Annotated in this window: 23 protein-coding genes; 9 read left to right on the plus strand and 14 right to left on the minus strand. The window is 45.3% G+C overall.

Annotated features, from left to right (window positions below; genetic code table 11):
- Positions 1-3: 3 nt before the first annotated feature.
- Genes Q7C_RS00435 through Q7C_RS13425 form a run of 5 tightly spaced genes read right to left on the minus strand, consistent with a single transcriptional unit; the run spans position 4 to position 3301 of the window.
- Positions 4-693, minus strand: a complete 690-nt coding sequence (locus Q7C_RS00435; protein ID WP_014702724.1) for a hypothetical protein — start codon at positions 691-693, stop codon at positions 4-6.
- Complete coding sequence (locus Q7C_RS00440; protein ID WP_014702725.1) at positions 686-1465, minus strand: FTR1 family protein; 780 nt, start codon at positions 1463-1465, stop codon at positions 686-688. The genes Q7C_RS00435 and Q7C_RS00440 overlap by 8 nt, the downstream gene beginning before the upstream one ends.
- Before the next feature lie 2 nt (positions 1466-1467).
- Positions 1468-1806 (minus strand): cupredoxin domain-containing protein, encoded by a 339-nt coding sequence (locus tag Q7C_RS00445; RefSeq protein ID WP_014702726.1) that lies wholly within the window; start codon positions 1804-1806, stop codon positions 1468-1470.
- Complete coding sequence (locus Q7C_RS00450; RefSeq protein ID WP_014702727.1) at positions 1803-3128, minus strand: ATP-binding protein; 1326 nt, start codon at positions 3126-3128, stop codon at positions 1803-1805. The genes Q7C_RS00445 and Q7C_RS00450 overlap by 4 nt, the downstream gene beginning before the upstream one ends.
- Complete coding sequence (locus Q7C_RS13425; RefSeq protein WP_014702728.1) at positions 3125-3301, minus strand: winged helix-turn-helix domain-containing protein; 177 nt, start codon at positions 3299-3301, stop codon at positions 3125-3127. Before Q7C_RS13425 ends, Q7C_RS00450 begins: the two co-directional genes overlap by 4 nt.
- 141 nt (positions 3302-3442) lie before the next feature.
- On the opposite strand from Q7C_RS13425, the gene Q7C_RS00455 reads away from it, so the two are divergent.
- Positions 3443-6427 carry a Tn3-like element ISKox2 family transposase gene (locus Q7C_RS00455; protein WP_014702729.1) on the plus strand — a complete coding sequence of 995 codons (2985 nt, stop codon included), beginning with the start codon at positions 3443-3445 and terminating at the stop codon, positions 6425-6427.
- A gap of 52 nt (positions 6428-6479) precedes the next feature.
- On the opposite strand, the gene Q7C_RS00460 is transcribed toward Q7C_RS00455, so the two are convergent.
- From Q7C_RS00460 to icd, 5 genes are all read right to left on the minus strand, one after another.
- Positions 6480-6722 (minus strand): DUF4198 domain-containing protein, encoded by a 243-nt coding sequence (locus Q7C_RS00460; RefSeq protein WP_014702730.1) that lies wholly within the window; start codon positions 6720-6722, stop codon positions 6480-6482.
- Positions 6723-7769, minus strand: a complete 1047-nt coding sequence (locus Q7C_RS00465) for a PepSY-associated TM helix domain-containing protein (protein ID WP_014702731.1) — start codon at positions 7767-7769, stop codon at positions 6723-6725. It lies immediately after the preceding gene.
- A 233-nt stretch (positions 7770-8002) separates the two neighbouring features.
- Positions 8003-8902: a D-hexose-6-phosphate mutarotase gene (locus Q7C_RS00470; protein WP_014702732.1), complete on the minus strand. Its 900-nt coding sequence runs from the start codon at positions 8900-8902 to the stop codon at positions 8003-8005.
- A 67-nt stretch (positions 8903-8969) separates the two neighbouring features.
- A complete protein-coding gene (locus Q7C_RS00475) occupies positions 8970-9452 on the minus strand; it encodes an FKBP-type peptidyl-prolyl cis-trans isomerase (RefSeq protein ID WP_014702733.1) in 483 nt (160 codons plus the stop codon).
- Positions 9453-9461: 9 nt separating this feature from the next.
- Entirely contained in the window at positions 9462-10715 is a 1254-nt protein-coding gene (gene icd / locus Q7C_RS00480) for an NADP-dependent isocitrate dehydrogenase (RefSeq protein WP_014702734.1), read from the minus strand.
- Between the two features lie 61 nt (positions 10716-10776).
- On the opposite strand from icd, the gene Q7C_RS00485 reads away from it, so the two are divergent.
- Genes Q7C_RS00485 through hflD form a run of 4 tightly spaced genes read left to right on the plus strand, consistent with a single transcriptional unit; the run spans position 10777 to position 13508 of the window.
- Entirely contained in the window at positions 10777-11475 is a 699-nt protein-coding gene (locus Q7C_RS00485; RefSeq protein ID WP_014702735.1) for a pseudouridine synthase, read from the plus strand.
- A complete protein-coding gene (locus tag Q7C_RS00490) occupies positions 11396-11773 on the plus strand; it encodes an NUDIX domain-containing protein (protein WP_083839433.1) in 378 nt (125 codons plus the stop codon). The genes Q7C_RS00485 and Q7C_RS00490 overlap by 80 nt, the downstream gene beginning before the upstream one ends.
- A gap of 5 nt (positions 11774-11778) precedes the next feature.
- The gene (gene mnmA / locus Q7C_RS00495) at positions 11779-12879 is read left to right on the plus strand and encodes a tRNA 2-thiouridine(34) synthase MnmA (protein WP_337998636.1); all 1101 of its coding nucleotides are present in this window, start codon (positions 11779-11781) and stop codon (positions 12877-12879) included.
- A complete protein-coding gene (hflD, locus tag Q7C_RS00500) occupies positions 12876-13508 on the plus strand; it encodes a high frequency lysogenization protein HflD (protein ID WP_014702738.1) in 633 nt (210 codons plus the stop codon). Before mnmA ends, hflD begins: the two co-directional genes overlap by 4 nt.
- Here the strand turns inward: hflD and Q7C_RS00505 are convergent.
- Both Q7C_RS00505 and acnB read right to left on the minus strand, forming a co-directional pair.
- Positions 13483-14208, minus strand: a complete 726-nt coding sequence (locus Q7C_RS00505) for an ABC transporter permease (RefSeq protein ID WP_014702739.1) — start codon at positions 14206-14208, stop codon at positions 13483-13485. The two genes, hflD and Q7C_RS00505, sit on opposite strands and share 26 nt — an antisense overlap.
- Before the next feature lie 78 nt (positions 14209-14286).
- Positions 14287-16824, minus strand: coding sequence for a bifunctional aconitate hydratase 2/2-methylisocitrate dehydratase (gene acnB / locus Q7C_RS00510; protein ID WP_014702740.1), 2538 nt, complete (start codon positions 16822-16824; stop codon positions 14287-14289).
- 126 nt (positions 16825-16950) lie between these two features.
- Here acnB and purB point away from each other — a divergent pair, with 126 nt between their 5' ends.
- Genes purB through Q7C_RS00530 form a run of 4 tightly spaced genes read left to right on the plus strand, consistent with a single transcriptional unit; the run spans position 16951 to position 20193 of the window.
- Positions 16951-18318 carry an adenylosuccinate lyase gene (gene purB / locus Q7C_RS00515; RefSeq protein WP_014702741.1) on the plus strand — a complete coding sequence of 456 codons (1368 nt, stop codon included), beginning with the start codon at positions 16951-16953 and terminating at the stop codon, positions 18316-18318.
- Positions 18318-18815 carry a DUF7931 domain-containing protein gene (locus tag Q7C_RS00520; RefSeq protein WP_014702742.1) on the plus strand — a complete coding sequence of 166 codons (498 nt, stop codon included), beginning with the start codon at positions 18318-18320 and terminating at the stop codon, positions 18813-18815. Before purB ends, Q7C_RS00520 begins: the two co-directional genes overlap by 1 nt.
- Before the next feature lie 12 nt (positions 18816-18827).
- Positions 18828-19574, plus strand: coding sequence for a hypothetical protein (locus Q7C_RS00525; RefSeq protein ID WP_014702743.1), 747 nt, complete (start codon positions 18828-18830; stop codon positions 19572-19574).
- A gap of 16 nt (positions 19575-19590) precedes the next feature.
- Positions 19591-20193 (plus strand): nitroreductase family protein, encoded by a 603-nt coding sequence (locus tag Q7C_RS00530; protein ID WP_014702744.1) that lies wholly within the window; start codon positions 19591-19593, stop codon positions 20191-20193.
- A 9-nt stretch (positions 20194-20202) separates the two neighbouring features.
- Here the strand turns inward: Q7C_RS00530 and Q7C_RS00535 are convergent, their stop codons facing one another.
- Together Q7C_RS00535 and Q7C_RS00540 are read right to left on the minus strand one after the other, a co-directional pair.
- Positions 20203-21243: a GGDEF domain-containing protein gene (locus tag Q7C_RS00535; RefSeq protein WP_041366307.1), complete on the minus strand. Its 1041-nt coding sequence runs from the start codon at positions 21241-21243 to the stop codon at positions 20203-20205.
- Positions 21244-21269: 26 nt separating this feature from the next.
- Entirely contained in the window at positions 21270-22478 is a 1209-nt protein-coding gene (locus Q7C_RS00540; RefSeq protein WP_014702746.1) for an argininosuccinate synthase, read from the minus strand.
- Positions 22479-22525 lie beyond the last annotated feature (47 nt).

Below are 22525 nucleotides of genomic sequence, written 5' to 3' on the forward strand. Positions count from 1 at the left end.
ATTTTAAAACTCATATTCCAGCAAGGCTCGCCAATTGGTATCGGCCGTTTTGGATGAGAGTCCAGTAAGCACACCCACCTCCCAATGCAGTTTTTTGCCAGGTGAAATACTGATATCACCCAGAAAAACCGGGCCTAAGGCTCGGGTATCTTCACCTGCATAAAACTCCATAGCCGGTTCAAAATAACGTGAAAGCCGGTAGCGCGTTTGCAATGACAAAGCGGTTTCAAATTCACTTTCCTGAGTTTGACCCCATTCATACTTGAGCCAGAGGTTGGTTGTCGCCACCCATCTGCCCCACTCTTTCAAACCAATTAATCCTGCAGACACTTCCCAGTTATTGTCATCGCGTTGCCGTTCAAGTTCAGTAATTAAGCCCCAGTCGATACTGTATTCGCCTTGCTCGGTAAGCTGCCACAAAGCCTCTATTTCAAAAGCCTGAAGGCGCAGATCGTTATTCTGGTTATCTTCGCCAATCAGATATCCTTCAATAAAAAGCCGATCCGACAGGCTCTTCCCTATCCCCAGTCGTTGCACCTGTTTTCCATCAGAATCTGTCATTCGCCATTCAATTTCGTGTTCCAGTGGCTGAACGTATGGTGCATAGACTTTATCGACCGGATTACCGTCGGCATAACTGCTAGCTGGTGCCACGAGGATTAAAAATAATAATGTGATTCGAAGATTAATCATGTTGTAAAGACCTGGAAAATCGTCCGGAAATAATAACAACCAGCATCAGTAACAAGCTCGCCAGATAAACCATTATTTGACTCAATGTTGGTGTCGATTCATAAGCCATCAAGGCATAAAGTAACTGACCGGGTAACGAATGTTCGCTGATAATGTGGGAGCTGTCCCACACAGGTTCTGTAGAGGGTAACCAGTCAGCCTGAATCAGAAACTGGGTGGCCTGAGACATCAGACTCCCCCCCACGACAACCACCAGAACACATATAAATTTGGTCGCAGCTGCAGGCTTTAAGGCAATCATCAGGTGATATAGAAAAATACCGCAGCTTACTCCAATGCCTAATCCAATCAGACTGCCTGATAAGACTGATTGCATTAAAAAGTGGTCACTACGAAAGCCGGAAATATATAACATGATTTCGGCGCTCTCTCGGCTAATGGCCAGGATGATTGCCGCCATCATCACCGCTTTAACCAGTCGATTGGGTAAGACAATATTGCTGGAAATAAGCCATAAAAAACCTGTCAGGCATAGATAAATACCAATGTGAATTATGGTATTGGTAATTTCCTGACCAATGCCCTCCAGCCAATTGGAGATTTCAGGTAAGAAATACGCATAAGTAGCCCCGGCAATCAATCCAAGTAGGATGGCTTTGAGCAGAAAGCCTCGAGATTGCTGGCTTACAGTGGTGAAGGCCATGAACAAACTGACCACCATGGCGGCTTCCAGAACCTCACGTAACACCAGAATAACGCTATTCAATAGCATGGTTAATCACCACTCTCTTTAGCAATTATTCTGCCCTGAGCTGTTTTAGGAAAAAACTCACCAAAAAATGGATACACCCCGGGTTTTAAGGGACCGACAAAAATGATCGCCTGAGTATTTCCGGGAATGACTTTTTCGCGATTGAGTTCATAGCTTTCAAATTCTTCGGGTGTGGCATCCTGATTTTTGACCAGCAATTTAACCTTGGTATTGGCGGGTATTACCAATTCATCCGGATAAAACAGATGATCCTTGATAAGGATTTCAAATACTGGAGGTTCAGCATAACAATTAAATGAAATCAACAGGATAGCTATGCATTTAAATAAATACTTCATCATTTGTTCAACGCCGCCGGAAAATCAATCACAACTTTAAGGCCACTCTCAAAAGCTGATTTGGTGAGCTTAATATCAGCATGGTGCATCTCAATAATATGTTGAACAATCGCCAGTCCCAGTCCACATCCGGGTAACTGCAGATCACTGTTTTCATTCTGGTAACGATAAAAACGGTCAAAAATACGTTCATACTGGTCTGCCGGAATACCTGGTCCATCATCCTCAATGGTTAAGCGAACCCCTTTTTCAGTTGGGTGCACATGAATCACGATATGACCATTTGTAGGGGCATACTTGCTGGCATTGTTAAGCAGATTTTGCAGTAAGGTTTCCAAGGCAAACAAATGCCCGTGCATCATGGCTGATTCACCAATCAATTCAATGTGTTGTAAGCGTTTTTCAAACTGTTGATAATCACGGGCAATGACTTCGCTGGTTAATTTATACAGATCGATTTGTTCGGCTTTAGCCGCAATTTGCTCTGGCGCTGTCCGATACAGCATAAGGATCTGATTGACCAGATGTCCCATTCGGTCTACCGCCGCCTGCATAAGTTGCCAATCCTCGGAGTTGTCGCCATAGGTTTGTCTTAAATTGTGTAGATGTATCTGTAAGGCACTGATAGGTGTGCGTAATTCGTGAGCAGCATCCGCAGCAAAACGTTGTTCACGTTGAAAACTCTGGTCAAGCCGCCAGAACAACTGGTTAATAATCTTCACCAACTGACTCATTTCACTGGGTAATGGGGCCAGTTCAACCGGCTTTAAATCATCTGCCTGCTTACTGGCTAGTTGTTTGGAGAGATTTTTCAACGGTTTTAAACCTGTGCCAATCAGCCACCAGATTAAAATGGCGGCGATTAGTATCCCGAAAAACGCCGGTAGAATCGTTGCTAAAACAATATCTTCCGCCATCGAGCTGCGAACATCACTGCGCTCTCCAACGATAATCCACCGTTGAGACTGCGGATCAGGATGTACATAGTTATGCCAGCGAAAGCCATTAAAATTGACGTCATCAAATCCTTTTTCCAAACGACTCAACGCGATGTGTGGCGCAGTATCGGAGCGGGTCAACAATTGGCCTTTGGTATTCCAGATCTGAAAAAACAAATAATCACTGCTGGGTCTTTGCGACGAATCGGCAGTGGTTTGCCCAGTATGAGCGGAGGCAATTAATTCAGCCGTATTGACCAGCCGTTCATCAAATAAGCGTTGCGCCGTATCGATACTGGATTGATAGCCTTTCAGCAAAGACACAAACATCACCAATATCAGCGTTGCTACCAATATCAGTAGTAAATACAGTCGAATCGATTTCATTGATTACTGATCTGATAGCCCACACCACGGATGGTTTTGATAAATCCTTCCGGTAGTTTTTTACGTAAATGATGAACATGCACCTCGATGGCATTACTGGCAACCTCTTCTCCCCAGCTATAGAGCTTTGATTCCAGACTGTCACGCGTCTGCACCCGCCCGACATTTTCCATTAAGGGGTTCTAGGGATTTTCCCCTCTAAAGTAACATAAATCGCCATACTCACCATATTTAAAGGCATACAAAGGTGGGTTACTTCTCCAAAGTATGGCAAATTATGAGGTTAACAACCCCTTAAACTTAATTTAATTCCTATGGCTATAAAAAACGAACTATCAATTCTTACCAAAGCTGAGCAGCTTGATCTATATTCTCCGCCGCTATTATCACTTGAACAACAACGATTGTATTTTACGCCAAACGAGATCGAGTTAACAGAGTTGAAAAGTATTCGCCTAAGGAACCACCGATGCTATTTCATTGCGTTATTAGGGTATTTTAAGTCTAAGCCTGTGATTCTTTCACCTAGCTTTAACCTCATCTTTGACGATATGCAGTTTATTTCAACGCAAGTTCAAGGAGGCAAAGGGATCAGGCCTTTCAGCATTAATAAGATGCAGCGTGACCGTATATATCAAAGAATACTGAGGTTATTAAACTATCAGAAATGGGACGAAAGTCTGCACTTTGCGCCGCTGTACGAACATCTTGTTATGGTCGGCAAAGCTTGGCTTGAGCCTCGTTATCTATTCGATGCAGCCGCTGAATATCTAGCAACGCATAGAATTGCCATCCCTAAATATACTGTCTTACAAAAGCTTATCAGTCGTGTTATCCAACAGGTCAAGAAGGCGTTAAATAATAAGCTTCGTATTCATGTTTCATCTGAACTACACGGATTTCTAAATACTATTATCGATGACAAAGATGGGCTCTCCTTAAGCCAGCTTCGAGCCGGTGCAAAAAGCGTTATGGTGACAGAGCTAAAAAAAGAACTGACGGTGTATCATCAGTTACAGCCTTATACAAGACAGATTGATAATGCTGTTAAGGGCTTAGCCTTATCGTCTAAAAACCAACAACACTTCGGTGAAATGGTGGATTATTATGGCAGTAAACTAAAACGCTTTAAGCGTCCACAGCAACACCTATGGTTGCTGTGTTTTCTGACTCAACGCATACGGCAAAGCCTAGAGCGATTGGCTGATGGGTTTATTCATCATATCCGTAAACAACAAGAAGCTGCGCATGCGTTTGCCCAACAGGCAGTGTTTGACTCATGGAGGTCAGCTGCAGACAATGTCACCAAAGCCGCAGAATTACTGCATCTGTTTGTTGATGACAGTATCGACGATAATCAACCATTTGCAACGGTTAGGCAACAAGCATTAAGTGTAATGAATAACCAAGATATAGAAACGCTATGCCTGTACTTAAAAAAGCAAAAACGCACGGTAGAAGAATATCAATGGCAATATTATGATGATCAAAACGGGTTAATTGAGCAGTTATTAAGGCCCGTGTTTCTATGTCTTGAATGCCAAGCAGGTAAAGGCTCAGAAGCATTAGTGACCCAGCTCAAAACCACAAAAACAGAACTATTAGCAGGTAATACATTGCAAACAATGGATAGTACACTTATCCAACAAAAACATCGTCCATGGTTAATTAACAAGGATGTTGTTCATCCACAGCGATACGAATGGTTGCTTTACCGTCAACTGGCTTCTCGGCTTAATGGTCGAATTTACTTATCAAACGTCACTAAATATCGTGCGCTAGAAGACGACTTAATTGCATCGTCAATACAGCCTGATCTATTGGCATCATCAACATTGGAAAAGCTAAAGCAGCCGATTCAGAAGCTACTGCAAGTAGAACAAATACGCTTAACAACATCCCTAGAAGATGTTGCTCGTCACATTGATAATGGTGATAACCGCAATGTGATCATGAAGAGCCGAAGTGGCACACGATGGCGACTGCCAGTTAAAGGCTCCCAATCACTTGTCAACAACCCTTTCTTTAAACAAATGATCCCCGTCAGTATTGCTGATGTGTTGCGTTATGTTGAACAAGAAACCAACTTTATGCAATGCTTCGCACACGTGCTGCCAATACAAAAACAAGTAGGCGCCAATCAGGATGATTTATTGGCTATTCTAATTGCGAATGCGACACATCGCGGCGTATATGGGATGGCACAAATATCTGATCGCAGTTATGAGCATCTAAGCACTATACAAGCTAATTATATTAGGCCTGAAACCTTGCAAGAGGCTAGTGATATCATCAATAACGCAGTAGCGGCACTCCCTATTTTCCGCCACTATCACATCCAAGAAGACGTCCTGCACGCCAGTACCGATGGGCAAAAATTTGAAACTCACCTTGAGACTTTTAAAACTCGCTACTCCTCGAAATACTTCGGCACCAACAAAGGTATTACGGCCATGACGTTAGTTGCCAATCATAGTGCGTTAAATGCCCGTATCATAGGATCTAATGAGCATGAGTCCCATTATATTTACGACTTACTACAATCTAATACTAGTGATCTTAAGCCAGATGTCCTCTCAACCGACACCCATGGTGTTAATCATGTTAATTATGCCTTATTGGATTTATGCGGTTATAGTTTTGCGCCTAGGTATGCTCAGTTCACCAGTGTGATCAATGACCTATTTAACGTAACTGAAAGCGACGACGGAAACACGCATCTGGCGCTGAAAAAGCCGATAAAAATGAATGTGATTGAAGAAGGCTGGCAGGATATTCAGCGTATTGTGTTATCCCTTCAAGAAAAACGCACAACACAGGCATTGCTAGTACGCAAATTATCTGGTTATCCATCTAGACACCCTATATTACAAGCATTAACGGAATATAATAGGCTCATCAAAGCCCAATATTTACTTGATTATATTGATGATGCAAGTCTGCGCCAATATGTTCAACGAGCACTGAACCGAGGCGAAGCCTGGCATTTCCTCAGGCGAGCTATTGCATCGGTCAATCGTGACCAGTTCCGTGGAAAAAACGAATCAGAAATAGTCGTCTGGAACGAGTGTGCCCGTTTGACGGCAAATGCTATTATCTACTTTAACTCGATGATCCTAAGTCATCTATTACTGCACTTTGAAGAAGTTGGTGACGAGGAAAAAGCAGCAATAACTCGACAAGTATCACCCGTTGCATGGCAGAACATTAATCTGAGCGGCACTTATCAGTTCGCTAGTAACCGCAAACTACCTGATTTACAGGAAATAACTAGGCCTATTGTTGAAAATGAAGTCTAAAATGAAAGGTAACCCAGCTCCACAAGCCATTAACTGCGAGGGTTGTGGCGATTTATGTTACTTTAGAGGGGAAAATCCCTAGAACCCCTTTGAAGTTATCCAGCCCCAACGGGAAATGATCGGCAAAGAAAATAATATTCGCCGCTGCAGCATCAAATGTGACCCACTCAGAATCACCAGAAACAACGGTTGTACTCGGTTTCACCCATACCCGATGAGCGTGGGCCAGACTCGCCTGGAACAGCCCTACCGTAAGTGATGCAGCAACGAGTGTTTTAATTAGCTTATTTTTCATTTATGGCTCCAAAGTTAATTTTAATTGCTCTAATTCGCGCTTACCTGGAACAGACAGGGTCTGTGGCTTTTCAATGGGCATGGTAAATTCGATGCTAATCGCTTCGCGTCCACCTAGTTCACGCGCCGCTTCAGCAAACAAGTGATAGGTGCCGGCAGGTAATGCGGCCAGTTCTGCTGCAAACGGTGCCAGATTGATCTTGGCGGTACCTGGTCGACGCGTTGCGCCAGTTAAGCCATCAATAGGCAAGTCCAGACCACGGCCGGATTTACGCCACCATAAGCGCATATCCTTGAGCCACTTTTCACCCTCATCATCGGCCATCGTGTAGTCATACCAAACGGCGATATCTAATACCGCATTTTGCTTGGCATCCGCGATCCAAACTGCGACATAAGGTGCGTGGTATTCAGCGACCTTGAGCCGCGGAATACTAACTTCAATCTCATTGGCGTGCGCCGTACTTGAGATAAGCACAATGACCGGGATAAACAGTCCTGAAATGACTAATGGCCAGGTTGATTTTCTGACCTTGGCGTAGCGTTTTAATAAAATTAACCCTGTAACAGAAAAGAAAATACAGGCCAGTGAGAAAATATCGATAAACCACCCCCATAATTGGTTCGTATTACGTGCTTTGTGAAGATCATTGAGATAAGCGATAACACCCCGATCTGTAACCTCTTGATAAAAAAGACCGGTTTCAAGATCGACGGTTAACCATTTATCTCCACCCGCTCTAGGCATGGCAATATAGAGCTCGTATTCGCTCCACTGAGGACTGACATTGTCGGGTAAAGCCTTGCCGGTCTGTTGCTTGTACCAGGCAAGAAATCCCTGAGATAGCTGCTGCTGCTTTAGTTGAGCCAACATGGCTTGTGGAAGCTGTGACTCAATTTGTGTGATTTTTGGTTCGCCCTCAATATCTGCAGCGTGATTTAAGGTAATACCGGTGATCGAAAATAAGAACATGCCAATCAGGCAAATTGCAGAGCTGATCCAATGCAAATTTTTTGCATTAACACTGCGTGGCAGCTTCAAGTTCACGTTGTAAGCATCCGTTTTTAAAAGGTAATTTTGAAATAAGATTACAGCAAACTTGAATATTGCTGACGCGTAACTGATTTTTGTCTTAGTTTAAAACCGCCGGTTAGCCCGAATAGTTTTATAAAAATTGACGGTAAATGGCAATCATCTTTACATTTACGATCACAACTTATCTTATCTCTACCCTTGATGAAATAAATTGCCATCGTGCGGATTGTGCCGGCCGCAAAAATTTAGTCTTGTATTAAATATTCAGCGACCAGTTGATGTGATTCACCGGGCGACAGAGTCACACTGTCATCTGCAGCATTAGCTGTTTCAATACAGACGAAACGTTGATAGTCGTCATTGGCCATATCTGCTAAGGAAATAGCCTTTTGCCACGGGTTCCAGACCACCGTTGTTTGTGAGCCGGCACTACGAATAAGCAGCTTACGGTTCAGTGAACTGTCTTCAAGAAAGCAGTATGTTGGCGCGTGTAGATAGATGCGGTCTGTTTCTGTCACAAACCGAATATTACCTTGTTGTAATTTTTCAGTGAAATCCAGCGTTTTATCCAGGTAATGATGATTATCAAAGCCACGAACCTGCGTATTATTGATATCGCCAATTTGAAAGTAACTATGTAATGCCTGAGAAATGGTAAAACTTTCTTTATCCGTGTTGGTCGTGGTTAGTCGCAGCGTTAAGGATGCGCCAACGATAATGTCCATTTCTAAATGGAAGTCACAATGCCAAAACTGGCGGCTATGGGCATTTGCGGTAAGTTGTAACTTAACCGCAACTTCACCCGTGTCTTTTTGGTGTGTGTCAACCACCGTCCAGACCTGATTTCTCGCAAAACCATGAGCCGGCCTACCCTGCCCGCTGGGGTCATCCCCAAACCAGGGCCAGCAAATTGGCACGCCCCCTCGAATTGCCTTGGCATCGCCATAAACACTTTGTTCACTGAGGTAAAAGAATTCTTCTTTGTGTGTTGGCTTATAAGACAGTACCTGGGCACCATAAAGGGATATCTTCGCCGATGCTGATGGTGTTGTTATCTCAATCATAATGAGACCATTAGGCCCCATTTCAAACCGAACTGCCTCGGCCAGCGAAAATTGCTGATTTAATCTATCGATGTCTTGCATTACTTGTCGATGCCCTAAACAAAAAAGCGGGCACGATGCCCGCCTTTAGGTGATTGTTGTTAACTGATTAGTGCTGTTGGCCACCTTCACCATGGACATGGCCATGTTCCAACTCTTCTTGCGTCGCTTCGCGGACTTCACGCACGTTGACATCAAAATTCAAATGTACGCCGGCCAAGGGATGATTCCCATCGACCGTGATAGTTTTGTCACCGACTTCGGTTACCGTAACCAAAACAGGGCCTTGTTCAGTTTCTGATTGGAACTGCATGCCGACTTCGACTTTGTCAACGCCACTAAATAACTCGGCCGGGACTTCTTGCTTTAATGCTTCATGACGCTCGCCATAGGCATTTGCCGGTTCGATGCTGGCTTTAACTTCATCACCTGCTTCTTTACCAGCCAGGGCCGTTTCAAGCCCAGGAATAATATTGCCAGCACCATGCAAATAAGCCAGCGGCCCTGCACCTTCAGAGCTATCAATAACCTGACCTTCATTGTTGGTGAGCGTGTAGTCGATAACGACAACCGCATTATCTGCAACTTTCATAAATTCTCCTTACATATATTGGATAACAGCTGCAGCATAATCACTACAACTCAGCGCATCGACACCCATCGCAGATGCCAGGTCACCGGTGACCTGCGCATTGGCAATGGCGCCAGAAACGCCAGAAACGACTTTGTCAGCAGCTTCAACCCAGCCTAAATGCCGTAATAACATTTCAGCGGACAAAATCAACGAGGAAGGGTTAGCCAGGTTTTTGCCAGCAAGTGCCGGTGCCGTACCATGCGTCGCTTCAAACATACCGATGGTATCGGACAAATTAGCCCCCGGAGCAATACCAATACCGCCTACCTGCGCGGCTAGCGCATCCGAAATGTAATCGCCATTCAAGTTGAGTGTGGCGACAACATCATAGTCGGCTGGGTGCAATAATATCTCTTGCAGAAACGCATCCGCTATGGCGTCTTTAACGACAATTTGTTTGCCGGTATTCGGATTCTTGAATGTTTTCCATGGACCACCATCCAATGGGCTGGCTGCAAATTCGCGTTCAGCCAAATCATAACCCCATTGTTTAAAGCCACCCTCGGTGAACTTCATGATATTTCCTTTGTGAACCAGTGTCACAGAGTCACGATCATTGTCGATAGCATATTGAATTGCTTTGCGAACCAAGCGTTCCGTTCCTTCTTTAGACACAGGCTTAATGCCAATGCCAGAAGTATCAGGAAAACGAATTTTGTTGACCCCCATCTCATTTTGTAAAAACGAAATGAGTTTGCTGACTTCTGGCGTGCCTGCTGCCCACTCAATACCGGCATAGATATCTTCGGAGTTTTCTCTGAAGATAACCATATCAATCGCTTCAGGCTGCCTGACCGGGCTTGGCGTACCGGCATAATACCGAACTGGACGCTGACAAACATACAAATCCAGTGTTTGTCTGAGTGCGACGTTTAACGAACGAATTCCGCCGCCAACTGGTGTGGTCAGAGGGCCTTTTATCGAAACCGCATATTCGCGCAGCGCCTCCATGGTTTCTTCAGGTAACCAGGTATCTTTGTCATAGACAGTCGTGGCTTTTTCACCGGCATACACTTCCATCCAGGCAATTTGACGTTTACCGCCGTAAGCCTTCTCAACAGCTGCATTTACAACGGAAAGCATCGCTGGCGTGATATCAACACCGATACCATCACCTTCAATATAAGGAATAATTGGCTGATCCGGAACGTTCAGTGAAAAGTCGGTATTACTGGAAATTGCCTGTCCCTGATCCGGTACACTGATATGCTGATACGCCATTCACGCAGCTCCTGAGAGAAAAAAACGTGTATTTTAGCATCATCCAAGCGGTTTCATCATCATGCCAAAGTTAATCGCCTTTAATAAACCGTATGATGTGTTATGCCAATTCAGCGATGATCTGAACCGTACCACCCTGAAAGCGTATTTGGATATACCGGACGTTTATGCTGCTGGCCGGTTAGACCGAGATAGTGAAGGCTTATTGCTATTGACTGATAATGGGAAGTGGCAACAACAGATAACGAACCCAAGCCAAAGAATGCCGAAAACCTATTGGGTTCAGGTTGAAAATATTCCCGAACAGCAAGCCCTGAATCAATTAGAACAAGGCGTTCTTTTAAAAGATGGCCTCACACTGCCAGCGCAGGTTCGATTGATTGATGAACCGGCAGTCTGGTCAAGATGTCCTCCGGTTCGATTTCGGCAGCACATTCCAACGCAATGGCTTGAAATCATTATTCATGAAGGAAAAAACCGCCAAGTAAGACGGATGACAGCAGCGGTCGGTCACCCTACGCTTCGCTTAATCCGTGTGGCCATTGGTCCATGGGCTCTAGGTGAATTATTACCGGGTCAGTGGTGTCAAGTTGAAGCAAACTCCGTGTTAAAATATAAAGATGATTTGGACTCCCAGAACCACCGTCGCCGCCGTCATCGAGCACGACCAACAATTCCTGATGGTAGAAGAACGCATCGGCAGCGCCGTGCGTCTGAATCAACCCGCAGGTCACCTCGAAGACAACGAAAGTCTGATTGAAGCCGTTATTCGTGAAACACGCGAAGAAACGGCCTGGCAATTTCAACCCGAGGCGTTGGTTGGTATTTATCGTTGGCGACATGCCGTCTCTCAGGAAACCTACGTTCGCTTCTGTTTCACTGGACATTTAGGTGTATTTTTGGATACGCCACTGGATCCAGACATAACTCGGGCAGTTTGGCTGGATACGACGGCTTTAACAGAGCGCACAGCAGAGTTTCGCAGCCCGCTTGTTGCGCAATGTTGGCAAGACTACCTTGCTGGCAAACGTTATCCCCTTGATTTATTGAACGAATAACTATGGTGCAAAAACAAAAAGTAGTCGTTGGTTTGTCCGGCGGTGTCGACTCTTCTGTATCCGCTTTATTACTAAAACAACAAGCGTATGACGTAGAAGGCCTGTTTATGAAAAACTGGGTCGACTTTGCTGATGAGAGTGAATGCACCATCGAAGAAGATCGCAAAGATGCCTTGTCTGTTGCAGATAAGGTAGGCATTCCATTTCATGAAGCGAATTTCGCCATGGAATATTGGGATTTTGTCTTTAAGCATTTTCTTGATGAATATCAGGCTGGCCGAACGCCCAACCCAGATATTCTGTGCAACCGTGAGATCAAGTTCAAAGCCTTTCTGGATCATGCCATGGCATTGGGTGGTTACCTGATTGCGACCGGGCATTATGCGCGAGTACGAGAAGTTGATGGTGAATTTCAATTATTGAAAGGTCTGGATGGCAATAAAGATCAAAGCTACTTTCTTTATACCCTCGGTCAGGCACAACTCTCCCGAACCCTGTTCCCTCTTGGTGAATTACCAAAAACCGAAGTTCGTCAGATTGCTGACAAAGCTGGTTTTATCACTGCCGATAAAAAGGACAGCACCGGCATCTGTTTTATTGGCGAACGACGTTTTCGAGAGTTTCTCAGCCGTTATATTCCGGCTAAACCCGGTGAAATGCGAACACCAGAAGGTGATTTGATTGGCGAACATATCGGTCTGATGTATTACACCTTAGGACAACGACAGGGGCTGGGTATTGGTGGCCGGCCAAATAGTACCGGTGAGCCTTGGTTTGTTGCCGGTAAGGATATGGAAACCCGAACCTTATATGTTGTTCAAGGCGATCATGAATGGCTCTACAGTGATCAACTCATCGCTGAACAACTTTCCTGGGTGGCGGGTAACCCCCCAAGCTTGCCATGTCGTGCCACCGCAAAAACGCGTTATCGGCAACCTGATCAAGACTGCGTCATTGATCAGAATTCGCAAGGACAAATTGTGGTGACTTTTGATGATAAACAACGTGCCGTGACGCCTGGCCAATCTGTGGTTTTTTATCAAGATGCCGTTTGTCTTGGTGGTGGCATTATTATTCAAACCAATGCACCGGGCGTGCATCCATGAGTCAAGTTGATGCTTATACCGATCGCGCCTTGGCTTTGGCAGCTGTTTTGCAATCAGTTGGATTAGTACAACAAATAGCGGACACCGGCCAGGTTAATCAGGATGAATTAAGCACGCTGCTACAGAGCCTCATTGCCATCGAAGCCGAAAACACCGCTGCGGTTTATGGTGGCGTGGCCAAATTACAAAATGGTTTACGACAACTGAATCAGCAGTTATCCAAGAAAAAAACACCGCAAGACATCATACTGATTCGTTATAGCATTACCTTGGTTCATCTTGAGCGAAAGCTGGCCAAACGCCCCGATATGCTAGCCACTATACGCAAAGAAATTGAGCAATTACCCCAACATCTTGCTTATTTTGATGACATTACCAGTCCGCAAGTTATCGCCCGATTTGCTGGCATTTACGAGCGGACTATCAGTGAATTGTCACCTCGTATTCAAGTGTTAGGTGAGGCCAGTCACCTGCAACAACCCGATAATGTTAATAAGGTTCGGGCCCTACTACTCTGTGGTATTCGCGCTGCCGTGTTATGGCGACAAAAAGGCGGTAATCGCTGGCAGCTAATGTTTGCCAGCAATAAGTTGCTAAAGGCGTCTACAGCGCTGTTGCAGTCTTTGTAAATTGTGCTTTAGATAGCGTCAAGAATAGCGCTGTTGATAAGCCTGCTGAACCAAAAATCATGCACATTACGACAATTTGATATTGCGCAGCGATAACTGGCGAAACCCCGGACAAAATCTGCCCTGTCATCATGCCCGGAAGAGAAACGAGGCCAACCGCCAATAAGGCATTAATTTGCGGAATAAAAGCCGCTTGAAAGGCGGCAATTCGTGCTTTATCGAAAGTAACACCATGTTGTAATTCATTGTGCAGACGCTCTACCGCCAAACTGATACAGTTCATCGCGTTGGCGAAAATCATCCCTGCCAGTGGAATCATATAACTAGGCTGAAACCAAGGGTCCAATTGAATCACGCCCTGCGTGACCAGCGCCAGAGTTACGCCACCGCCTACCAAAATCGCCAAAAAGGTTTGCGCCAATAAATTTTTGCGATTGAACGTCGTCGTATTGAGGGCAATCCAACTGGCGGCGCCAACCATCACCAGCATGACGAGCATGACAATACCAGCCTGCTCGGCAGCAAAAATGGTGCTTAACAGATAGCCCACCAATAAAAGTTGTACCAGCATTCGGCTGACCGCTATTAAGGCTTTTTGCCAATCCATTGTCCACCTGATCAGTACAACAAAGACCAATAAAACGGGAATAAAGGCAATCGCTAGGTTAATCATCGGAATCGGTGCGACAGTCTGGCTCATTGCTGGGCGATCTCTCTATAAAAAATAAGGCCGCCTCTTTGCAGAGACGGCCTTGTAATTAAAGCAAATCCGACGATATCACTCTGATACCGCCTGTTTGTACTCTTCCAACTCGTGGAAATTCAAATAACGATAGATTTCATCCGCCATGGGCTGAATACCAGCCACTTTTTCCATGTATTCCGCCACTGTTGGCAGCCTGCCCATACTGGCAACGACAGCCGCCAATTCGGCTGAAGACAAATAGACGTCAGCGCCATTACCCAAGCGATTTGGAAAGTTTCGGGTTGAGGTTGAGACCACTTTTGCATTATCTGCCACCCTGGCCTGGTTACCCATACACAAGGAACAGCCTGGCGTTTCGGTACGCGCGCCGACGCGGCCGAAAGTGCTGTAAATGCCCTCTTCGGTTAACTGATGTTTATCCATCTTGGTTGGCGGCGCCACCCAAAGTTTGACTGGCAAGTTGCCCATATTTTCCAGCACTTTACCTGCCGCCCGATAATGACCGATATTCGTCATACACGATCCAATGAATACCTCATCAATGTTCTCACCTGCGAGTTCTGACAAAGGCTTAATGTCATCTGGGTCATTAGGACATGCCAGCAATGGCTCAGTAATTTCATTCAAATCAATTTCAATGATGGCAGCGTAATCAGCGTCGTCATCAGGCGCCATTAACTGCGGGTCATCTAGCCAGGCTTTCATGGCATCGATACGACGTTGCAAGGTTCTGGCATCCGCATAGCCTTCCGCAATCATCCATTCCATTAAAGCAATATTGGAATGCATAAACTCAATAATCGGTTCTTTATTGAGATGTACCGTACAACCGTTAGCACTCCGCTCAGCGGAAGCATCCGATAATTCAAAGGCCTGCTCTACTTTCAGGTCGGGTAGCCCTTCAATCTCTAACACCCGACCATTAAAAATATTCTTCTTGCCTTTTTTCTCAACGGTTAATAAACCTTGTTGTATGGCTGCATAAGGAATGGCATTAACCAGATCCCGCAAGGTAATGCCCGGTTGCATTTCACCTTTAAATCGGACCAGAACCGACTCTGGCATATCCAGTGGCATTACGCCTAATGCCGCTGCAAACGCAACTAAGCCAGAACCTGCCGGAAAGCTGATACCGATAGGAAAACGGGTATGAGAATCTCCCCCCGTTCCAACCGTGTCGGGCAGAATCATCCGGTTCAGCCAGGAGTGAATAACGCCATCTCCAGGCCGAAGTGACACCCCACCACGGGTACTGATAAATTCAGGCAATTCATGCTGTAATTTAATATCAACCGGTTTGGGATAAGCAGCAGTGTGACAGAATGACTGCATCACTAAATCTGCCGAGAACCCCAGACAAGCCAGCTCTTTCAACTCATCCCGCGTCATTGCGCCGGTGGTATCTTGTGAACCCACTGTCGTTACTTTCGGCTCGCAATAAGCTCCCGGTCTAACCCCTTTAACACCACAGGCACGACCAACCATTTTTTGTGCCAAGGTAAACCCTTTATCGCTATGCACCGGTTCTACAGGACGTCGGAACACCGTTGACGGCGATAAACCAAGGGTTTCTCTGGCTTTATCAGTTAAGCCACGACCAATAATTAAAGGAATACGACCACCCGCCCGAACTTCATCGGCAAGCGTTGTTGGTTTTAACGTAAACTCCGATAAAACCTGACCATCGGCATTCACGATTTGACCTTCGTACGGTTTGATGATGATCACGTCACCGGTTTCTAACTGATCAACGTTACATTCAATCGGCAACGCACCAGAATCTTCGGCGGTGTTAAAGAAAATTGGGGCAATATTATTACCGAGAATAACGCCGCCTTGTCGCTTGTTAGGCACATAGTCAACATCATGCCCCATGTGCCATAAGACAGAGTTGATCGCTGACTTACGGGAAGAGCCGGTACCAACCACGTCACCCACATAGGCTAGCGGATAGCCTTTTTCTTTTAAGGTCGCGATTGTCTCTAATGCACCAGGCATTTTACTGACTAACATGGCCTTTGCATGCAGTGGAATATCAGGACGACTCCAGGCTTCGGTCGCAGGAGACAAATCATCTGTATTTGTTTCACCCGGCACTTTGAAGACCGTCACCGTAATTTCTTCAGGTAATTGCGGCCGACTGGTAAACCACTCTGCTTCAGCCCAGGAAGCTAAAACATTTTTAGCGTGTTGGTTGCTTTCTGCTTTTTCGACGACATCATGATAGGCATCATAGACCATGACGGTTTTGGTTAACGCTTTTTCGGCCGCATCCGCAGTTTGCTCGTTATCCAGTAACGCAATTAATGGTGCAATATTATAGCCGCCCATCATTGTGCCAAGTAACTCGGTCGCCCGAACCGGATCAATAAACTCACACGCCGTTTCCCCTTTAGCGACATCAGCAAGGAAACTGGCTTTAACATAAGCCGCTTTATCCACACCAGGTGGTACGCGGTGAATTAATAAAGACAAAACAACTTCCGTTTCGTCTGTCTTGGGTTGTTTTAATTGTTCAACGATCGCTGATACCTGAACTGCATCCAATGGTAATGGCGGCAGACCTTCAGCGGCTCGTTCTTCAACATGTTTTTGATATTCTTCTAGCACGCGATTTGCTCCACGATTGATTCTCTGACTTTACCTATTTTACCGTAACCAGCGATAAACGCCGAATTCAATAGCAGTTCTGCTATAATTTTTTCTAAAATTTAGCTGATTTTCTACGGAGATTTCATGGAATTAACTGCACTGACCGCAATTTCACCGGTCGATGGTCGTTATGCCAATAAAACTGAAGCCTTGCGCCCTTATTTTAGTGAATATGGTCTGTTAAAAGCCCGAGTTGAAGTTGAGTTGCGCTGGTTGCATCTATTAGGGGCCAACGCGGCTATTAAAGAAGTCCCTAAATTGAGTGCGGAAGCAGAACAATTCATTGAAACGTTGATTAATGATTTTTCCATCGCAGATGCTGAAGAAATTAAACAGATCGAACGTACAACCAATCATGATGTTAAGGCAGTTGAGTATTTTATAAAAAATAAGTTTGCAGCGAATGCGGAACTGAATGCGATTAAAGAATTTGTTCATTTCGCCTGTACTTCAGAAGACATTAATAACACCGCTTACGGCATTATGCTTAAAAATGCCCGCGAGCAAGTTATTTTGCCAGAAATGGACACCCTCATCGCCGCGCTACGCCAACTGGCATTAACTGAGGCAGATACGCCAATGATGGCGCGTACGCATGGTCAACCGGCATCGCCAACGACTTTGGGGAAAGAAATTGCCAATGTGGTCAAACGTCTTGAATTACAACGCACCCATGTTGCGGCTGTTTTGCTTTACGGCAAAATGAACGGTGCCGTTGGCAACTATAATGCACATCTTTCCGCCTACCCGGATGTAGACTGGCCACTAATGGCCAATGCTTTTGTTACGGGATTAGGGTTGCGTTGGAATCAATTTACAACCCAGATTGAACCACATGATTATGTTGCTGAGCTCTTTCAGGCAATGATTCGTTTTAATACGGTGTTAATTGATTTTTGCCGAGATGTCTGGAGCTATATTTCTATCGGTTACTTTCGTCAAAAAACGGTTAAAGGAGAAATTGGTTCTTCTACTATGCCGCACAAAGTCAATCCGATTGATTTTGAAAACTCAGAAGGCAATCTGGGTATTGCCAATGCAACCTTTGATCATCTGGCGTTAAAACTACCCATTTCACGCTGGCAGCGGGATCTGACTGACTCCACCGTTTTACGGAATATCGGCGTTGGTTTTGGGCACTCGCTATTGGCTTATAGTTCGGCGCTTAAGGGCATCAGCAAATTAGATCCTGCCCCAGAAGTCATGGCAGCCGATCTTGATGCCAATTGGGAGTTATTGGCAGAACCAATTCAAACCGTTATGCGCCGTTATGGTATCGAAAATCCTTACGAGAAATTAAAAGAACTGACCCGTGGTCAACGCGTTAACAAGCAAATCATGCAAGACTTTATCGACGGACTTGCCCTACCGGATGAAGTCAAACAATCTCTGAAACAGCTGACGCCAGCAAATTATGTCGGTAATGCCGCTACGCAGGCTAAAAACTGCTAATGGCAGACATTGATCTCACCAGTGATGTCGAACAATCGGTATCAGGTCGTCAACAAGCACAGTTAGTGACGCAGCATTTAATTTCGCAAGCGCGGCGTGAAATTTGTTTTTTGGGGCCAACGTTGGATCCGCTATTAAATCATCATGATACTGTGCAACTGCTTGGTCAGTTTGTTCGTGCTAGTCGGTATAGTCAGCTTCGAATCTTAATTCGAGATGGTCGCGAGGCGGTTGCCAATGGTCACTTGCTTTTGCCCCTTATTCAAAAAATGACCAGCCATATTGCTGTTCACTTATGTGCGGAAGAAGATAGCCGTCAAGCTGGCTTGCAGTTACTTAGTGATAATCTGGGTAGTCTGATTTGTCATGATGCCCGGCGTTACATTGGTTCTTTTGCATGCGCTGATAGACGTCAGAATCAGCAACTCAAACAACAATTTAATGCCATGTGGGATCGCAGCACACCCGATGTGCAATCAAGGCGACTGTTTTTATAAGCGGGAGGCTTTATGCGCCATATCGTTGGTCTGTTGATGTTGAGTTGGTCTGGTTTGCTTCTGGCCGTGGATGCAATCCATACTTTAACGCTGCAACATCGTGATGCGTTGCAAATTGCCTCGCAAATTAAGACGCTATTACCGGACGCTGCATCACTGCAAGTGGTCGATAACAAATTAATTTTACGCAGTGATGCTGCGACGTTTGAAGAGGTAAGACGGCTTGTTGATGCCCTTGATCAACCGGCAACCCCCATCAAAGTATCCTTGTTATTGACGAGTAAATCTCTACCCCAAGATCAACAATCTGACAATCAGAGCCGAGAGTGGTCAACGCAATCCATCAAACAGCCGGAACGTAGCTATCAGGTAAATGGCTTGGCTTATCAACCGATGCGTTTATCATTGCGTGAGTTTACTGGTGTGAGTGACCAACTATTGATTGCCGGACATCGTGGCTATGCCGTTGCCGAACAGACACGATATTTACCGACAGAAAATGGCTTTATGGCGCGGACAGTTTTATTAAAAAATAATAAAGTTCAAGTTGATATATTGCCCGCGATATCTGGTTATGATCGTCAAAAAGATACCGTCATACAACAAGATATTTTGACCCAAATATCGGGGGCGCAAAAAACCTGGTTATTACTGGCAAGTACAAGTGATGCACCTGACATTGAACAAAACGTGTCTACCTATCGCACCAGTCCAAAACAAAAACAATTTATTTATCTCAGGGTTGACCCTTTAAACTAGAGGAGAAAATACCGTTATGGATGTCAAACAGGCAATCCAAAGTCGTCGCTCAATCAAGCACTACGATCCCACGCATCAAATGACCGAAGCAGAAATTGAAGAGCTGATGTCGCATGCCATCTTGTCCCCGACTGCTTTTAACATTCAGCATTGGCGTTTTGTACGCGTTCAGGACATGGAAAAACGACAGCAAATTCTTGAAGCGGCCTGGGGACAGGCACAGGTGGTTGAGTCATCCCTATTACTGGTACTTTGTGCGGATCTGAATGCATGGGAAAAACAACCTGAACGCTATTGGCAGCATGCCCCTAAATCAGCGCAGGAGATGATTTTACCGGCCATCGAAAATTACTATACCAATCATCATCAAGGTCAACGTGATGAATGCATTCGTTCTGCCAGTATTGCCGCGATGAACATTATGCTGATGGCAAAAGCGATGGGCTATGATACCTGCCCCATGGATGGCTTTGACTTTGATAAAGTTGCCCGAATCATTAACCTGCCACATGACCATATTATTATCATGATGATAACGGTCGGCAAAAAACGTCAGGATGCGTGGCCACGTCCAGGCCAATTAGCATTAGAGGATGTCTTTGTCACCGACACATTTTAGTGTTAATGCTCAGAAAATGACGGGCGGTGGTGCCTCGCAAACACTATTACGCCCGTTTTTCTTGGCCATAAATACGGCACGATCGACGCGCTGCATCAAGCTATCCGACCCTTCGCCTGCAGTGTAACGGGCCACACCGAATGAGACAGTAATCATGCCCAACGGCTCTTGGGTATCTTTGCGTCTGAGATGTTTGCCGGCAATCTCCGCTCGCAAGTTTTCAGCAATCATTTTGGCGTTGGCCAGTGTCGTATCACTGAGTAGAATAACGAATTCTTCTCCGCCATATCGAGCTATCAGGTCTCGCCCTTTCAAGCTGTTTTGCATCGTCTCGGCGACCATGCGCAGAACCTGATCTCCAACAGGTTGGCCATGCTTTTCATTAAGTGCATTGAATGAATCCATGTCACAGAGCAAAACAGCCAAATCCATGCCATTGTGATCAGCTTGCTGCGTAAGACGTGTTAAGGAATCATCTAATGCTTTGCGATTAGCCAGCCCGGTTAACATATCGATATTTGCTTCTCGACGACTTGTTTCAAGCAGCTTCTTTAGGTCTTCTACTTCATTCACCGCGACATTGAGCCGGTTACTGATCGCTTCGCCAGCAGAAGCAATTAATCGCGTCTCTATCAGTACTTCCTGAATCAAATCATTTAATTGCTGCCGGCTGATGTCAGGCTGCAAACGCTGTAAGGTTTGTTGAAGCTGATAATGACTGTTATCACTAGAATTAACACCGCTGTATACCACATTCAGCACTTGCTTGAGCAGGTTACCAAGCTCTTTACGGATTTGCAGCAACGTCGAACGGTCTTTCTCTCGATCAAAAAACTGTTCGTAAAGTTGCTTGCTTTGTTGATCTGTCAAGCTGCCATGCTGTGCCAAGACATCATCCATTGCCCGCATGAGATCTGCATTATTGCCAGAGACGTATTCAAACCATACCGCGTAATTCGCAGGTGTCGTGGCAATACTATGCTTTTTCATCATGGAAATGGCCAGACGCATACACTCTGCTGTGCGTTCTTCGTATTCAGTGTAGTCCATTATGTTCTGGCCTGTTATCCCTGATGCTAGCGCTTTTTCCCGGCAATCTTCAAACGCAATGCATTGAGTTTGATAAACCCTTCAGCATCTTTCTGATCATACGCACCCGCATCATCTTCAAAGGTGGCCATTGATTCATCAAACAAACTATCTGTCGCTGAACGACGACCGACAACAATGACATTACCTTTATAAAGTTTGATTCTGACATCCCCATTCACGGTTTGCTGTGATGCATCTATCATTGTTTGCATCATTTTCCGTTCTGGTGCCCACCAATAACCATTGTAAATCAGGCTGGCATAACGTGGCATTAACTCATCTTTAAGATGTGCCACCTCGCGATCCAGCGTTAACGACTCGATTGCCCGATGTGCACGCAACATGACCGTTCCTGCCGGAGTTTCATAACAACCACGTGATTTCATACCAACGTAACGGTTCTCTACAATATCCAAACGACCGATACCATTTTCACCGGCCACTTTGTTGAGATAACTCATTACGGTAGCTGGACTCATTGTTTCGCCGTTAATAGCGACAATATCGCCCTTTTCATAGGTCAGCTCCAGATACGTTGGCTTATCGGGCGCTGTCTCAGGTGCAACCGACCAGCGCCACATGGACTCCTCTGCTTCTGCCCAAGGATCTTCCAGAATCCCGCCCTCATAGGAAATATGCAATAAGTTTGCATCCATGGAATAAGGCGATTTTTTACCTTGTTTCATTTCCACCGGAATACCGTGTTGGTCTGCATAATCAAGGAGTTTTTGACGAGAAAGTAAGTCCCACTCACGCCATGGTGCAATCACTTTAATGTTTGGATTTAGTCCGTAAGCACCCAATTCAAACCGTACCTGATCATTGCCTTTCCCTGTTGCGCCATGTGATACCGCTTGAGCACCGGTTTGGGCGGCTATTTCAACCAGTCTTTTTGCAATTAAAGGCCGTGCGATTGAGGTGCCCAGTAAATATTCGCCCTCGTAAATCGCGTTTGCTCGAAACATCGGGAAGACGAAATCCCGCGCAAATTCTTCCCGCAAATCCTCAATGTATATTTCTTTGATACCCAGTGACTGTGCCTTGGCACGTGCAGGCTCCACTTCCTCGCCTTGTCCGAGATCGGCCGTAAATGTCACCACTTCACATTGATACTTATCCTGCAGCCACTTCAAAATGACTGAAGTATCCAGACCACCTGAGTAGGCTAAAACAACTTTATTGATATCGGACATGAAAAAGATCCTGTTAAAAATTGGGGTAAATTCGTGCAGATTATTTT

The sequence above is a fragment of the Methylophaga frappieri genome, assembly GCF_000260965.1.
Taxonomy (GTDB): domain Bacteria; phylum Pseudomonadota; class Gammaproteobacteria; order Nitrosococcales; family Methylophagaceae; genus Methylophaga; species Methylophaga frappieri.

Excerpts from the sequence above, each read along its gene's own strand:
- Q7C_RS00540 (WP_014702746.1), bottom strand. The coding sequence starts at position 22,478 with ATGTCCGATATCAATAAAGTTGTTTTAGCCTACTCAGGTGGTCTGGAT.
- Q7C_RS00535 (WP_041366307.1), bottom strand. The coding sequence starts at position 21,243 with ATGGACTACACTGAATACGAAGAACGCACAGCAGAGTGTATGCGTCTG.
- Q7C_RS00450 (WP_014702727.1), bottom strand. The coding sequence starts at position 3,128 with ATGAAATCGATTCGACTGTATTTACTACTGATATTGGTAGCAACGCTG.
- Q7C_RS00505 (WP_014702739.1), bottom strand. The coding sequence starts at position 14,208 with ATGAGCCAGACTGTCGCACCGATTCCGATGATTAACCTAGCGATTGCC.
- icd (WP_014702734.1), bottom strand. The coding sequence starts at position 10,715 with ATGGCGTATCAGCATATCAGTGTACCGGATCAGGGACAGGCAATTTCC.
- Q7C_RS00475 (WP_014702733.1), bottom strand. The coding sequence starts at position 9,452 with ATGAAAGTTGCAGATAATGCGGTTGTCGTTATCGACTACACGCTCACC.
- Q7C_RS00525 (WP_014702743.1), top strand. The coding sequence starts at position 18,828 with ATGCGCCATATCGTTGGTCTGTTGATGTTGAGTTGGTCTGGTTTGCTT.
- Q7C_RS00455 (WP_014702729.1), top strand. The coding sequence starts at position 3,443 with ATGGCTATAAAAAACGAACTATCAATTCTTACCAAAGCTGAGCAGCTT.
- hflD (WP_014702738.1), top strand. The coding sequence starts at position 12,876 with ATGAGTCAAGTTGATGCTTATACCGATCGCGCCTTGGCTTTGGCAGCT.
- Q7C_RS13425 (WP_014702728.1), bottom strand. The coding sequence starts at position 3,301 with ATGGAAAATGTCGGGCGGGTGCAGACGCGTGACAGTCTGGAATCAAAG.
- Q7C_RS00470 (WP_014702732.1), bottom strand. The coding sequence starts at position 8,902 with ATGCAAGACATCGATAGATTAAATCAGCAATTTTCGCTGGCCGAGGCA.
- Q7C_RS00460 (WP_014702730.1), bottom strand. The coding sequence starts at position 6,722 with ATGAAAAATAAGCTAATTAAAACACTCGTTGCTGCATCACTTACGGTA.
- Q7C_RS00440 (WP_014702725.1), bottom strand. The coding sequence starts at position 1,465 with ATGCTATTGAATAGCGTTATTCTGGTGTTACGTGAGGTTCTGGAAGCC.
- Q7C_RS00435 (WP_014702724.1), bottom strand. The coding sequence starts at position 693 with ATGATTAATCTTCGAATCACATTATTATTTTTAATCCTCGTGGCACCA.
- Q7C_RS00490 (WP_083839433.1), top strand. The coding sequence starts at position 11,396 with ATGGTAGAAGAACGCATCGGCAGCGCCGTGCGTCTGAATCAACCCGCA.
- Q7C_RS00520 (WP_014702742.1), top strand. The coding sequence starts at position 18,318 with ATGGCAGACATTGATCTCACCAGTGATGTCGAACAATCGGTATCAGGT.
- Q7C_RS00530 (WP_014702744.1), top strand. The coding sequence starts at position 19,591 with ATGGATGTCAAACAGGCAATCCAAAGTCGTCGCTCAATCAAGCACTAC.
- Q7C_RS00485 (WP_014702735.1), top strand. The coding sequence starts at position 10,777 with ATGCCAAAGTTAATCGCCTTTAATAAACCGTATGATGTGTTATGCCAA.
- Q7C_RS00445 (WP_014702726.1), bottom strand. The coding sequence starts at position 1,806 with ATGATGAAGTATTTATTTAAATGCATAGCTATCCTGTTGATTTCATTT.
- purB (WP_014702741.1), top strand. The coding sequence starts at position 16,951 with ATGGAATTAACTGCACTGACCGCAATTTCACCGGTCGATGGTCGTTAT.